We start from the raw sequence: 2,204 nt of genomic DNA, 5'->3' as shown, positions 1-2,204 counted from the left end.
CCGCCCGCCGGTCCAGCGCCGGGTCGTAGGGCAGCGCCGCGTCCGCCACCCGGCCGCAGCGGCCGCAGCGGAGGTGGGTGTGGGGCGTCACCACGGCGTCAAACCGGCTCACCGGCCCCACCAGCTCCACCAGCCGCCCCTCCTGGGCCATCTGGTGCAGATTGCGGTATACGGTGCCCAAACTCAGCCGGGCCAGCGCCGGTTTCAGCTCGTCATAGACCATCTGGGCGGAGGGATGCTCCCGGGAGGCGCAGACCACCTGGTAAATCCGCTCTCTCTGCTGGGAAAATCTCTGGGCTTTCATGACGGTCTCCTTATCAATAATAGTTCTTATTATTTTTATAGCACACTTCTCAGGAGAATGCAAGCCCTATTTTCCCGTTTTGAAAAAATTTTTCCTGGGGTTGTCCGGCGGCATCCGGAGACAATAGGCTTTGGGTATCGCGCACTCAAGCCCGCGCAAAAGGAGGATATCCCATGAGAAGAAGTTTCACACTCTTGCTGGCCTCCCTGCTGCTGGTGTTCACCCTGACCGCCTGCGGCCGGGATGACAAGCAGGACGGCACTGCCGGCAACCAGCCCGCGACGGAAGACGCCGGGAACAACGCCGGCGACGGCCTTCTGGAAAACGGCCCTGCGGACAACGGTCCCGCCGACAATGGTCCCGCGGACAACGGCGGCACCCTCGGCGGCGACGTGGGTGACACCGTGACCAATGGTATGGACGACGTGGAGGACGGCCTCCGCGACGCCGGAGACGCCCTCACCGGAAACGGCACCGTCAACAAGACCCGCTCCCCGGCCCCCGGCGTCTCCTACGAGCAGATGCTCCGCAACGCCCGGGTCCATGACCGGGACGGCGACCTGACGGACCACGAAAACGCCGTCACCCCCGGCGCCGCCTACTGACCGCGCTCCAGGGCCCCGGCACGCCGGGGCCCTGGGCCGATCTCTTTTTTTGTTCCCTTTTGCCGCCGCTTCCTGTATAATCGGAGCAGAACCATGAAACGAGGTGGCAGCCATGTCCCAGACCTTTTCCATGCAGGTCATCGCCCGCGTCCGCAGCGATTTTCCCACCAAATTCGGCGTTCCCCGGCAGAGCGGCCTGGTGGACGCCCTGGAGGCCACGGTGGTCTTCGAGCCCCCCTACCGCAATCCCGACGCCCTCCGGGGGCTGGAGGGCTTTTCCCACCTGTGGCTGGTGTGGGTCTTCGACCAGGCGGTGCGCCGGGACTGGTCCCCCACGGTGCGGCCGCCCCGGCTGGGGGGGAACACCCGCATGGGGGTCTTCGCCACCCGCTCCCCCTTCCGGCCCAACCCCATCGCCCTCTCCGCCGTGGCCCTCTCCGGTATCGAGCAGACGGCGGAGCACGGCCCGGTACTCCATATCCGAGGGGCGGACCTGATGGACGGCACCCCCATTCTGGATATCAAGCCCTACATCTCCTACGCCGACAGCCACCCGGAGGCCCTGGGAGGCTTTGCCGCCGTCCCCGCCGGGGAGACGCTGGAGGTCCGCATTCCGCCGCCGCTTCTGGAGCGGATTCCCCCCGCCCGGCGGGAGGCGCTGCGGGGCGTGCTGGCCCAGGATCCCCGGCCCCAATATCAGCGGGACCCGGAGCGAATTTACGGGTTCGGCTTTGCCGAACAAGAGGTTAAATTTTCCGTAAATGGAAGCATTTTGACGGTCCTGGACGTCTCTAACCGCAAAAATAGGGACCTTTGAGACACAAAAGCGGGTTGATTTGAAAATCAGTCCGCTTTTAGTGCTCTTTAGCATAATATTCGGCAAATGCACATGCTACCGTCAACCCATAACGAACGATAAAGCAGGATTGACGGATATGAAATTATACAATTACCAGGGCAGATATAACTGCTCCGGGCCCCGCATTCGAGAGCAGAGACGGCACCTGAACCTCTCCCAGGAGCAACTGGCCGCCCGGCTCCAGCTGGCGGGGCTGGAGATCGGCCAGCACGCCATCAGCCGGGTGGAGACCGGGCTGCGGATTGTGCCGGATTACGAGCTCTCTTTTTTTGCCGCGGCGCTGAACGTCTCCCCGCTGTGGCTGCTGGGACTGGAAGAATGACAAAAGCGGGACATCCCGAAGGGGATGCCCCGCTTGCATATGGCCCGTAAAAAGGGGAATTATTTGGCAGCCTTGGCGGCCTTGATGGCCTCGGTGAGCATGGGGGCAACCTTG

4 protein-coding genes are annotated in these 2,204 nt (G+C 63.4%); 3 read left to right on the top strand and 1 reads right to left on the bottom strand.

Features of this window, described 5'->3' with window-relative positions; translation table 11 throughout:
* A partial coding sequence (locus QZS21_RS11625; protein ID WP_295583581.1) for a transcriptional repressor occupies positions 1-304 on the bottom strand: 304 nt, incomplete at its 3' end.
* 173 nt (positions 305-477) lie between these two features.
* On the opposite strand from QZS21_RS11625, the gene QZS21_RS11620 reads away from it, so the two are divergent.
* The 3 genes from QZS21_RS11620 (at position 478) to QZS21_RS11610 (ending at position 2,090) form a co-directional block, all read left to right on the top strand.
* Positions 478-909: a hypothetical protein gene (locus tag QZS21_RS11620; protein ID WP_295583579.1), complete on the top strand. Its 432-nt coding sequence runs from the start codon at positions 478-480 to the stop codon at positions 907-909.
* Positions 910-1,021: 112 nt separating this feature from the next.
* Positions 1,022-1,726, top strand: coding sequence for a tRNA (N6-threonylcarbamoyladenosine(37)-N6)-methyltransferase TrmO (tsaA, locus tag QZS21_RS11615; protein ID WP_295583576.1), 705 nt, complete (start codon positions 1,022-1,024; stop codon positions 1,724-1,726).
* A 118-nt stretch (positions 1,727-1,844) separates the two neighbouring features.
* A complete protein-coding gene (locus QZS21_RS11610) occupies positions 1,845-2,090 on the top strand; it encodes a helix-turn-helix domain-containing protein (protein ID WP_295583575.1) in 246 nt (81 codons plus the stop codon).
* Positions 2,091-2,204 lie beyond the last annotated feature (114 nt).

The organism is uncultured Oscillibacter sp. (assembly GCF_900544955.1).
Taxonomy (GTDB): Bacteria; Bacillota; Clostridia; order Oscillospirales; family Oscillospiraceae; genus Oscillibacter.
The sequence above is the reverse complement of the archived record's forward strand: the minus strand, read 5'-3'. Positions and strand labels throughout refer to the sequence as shown.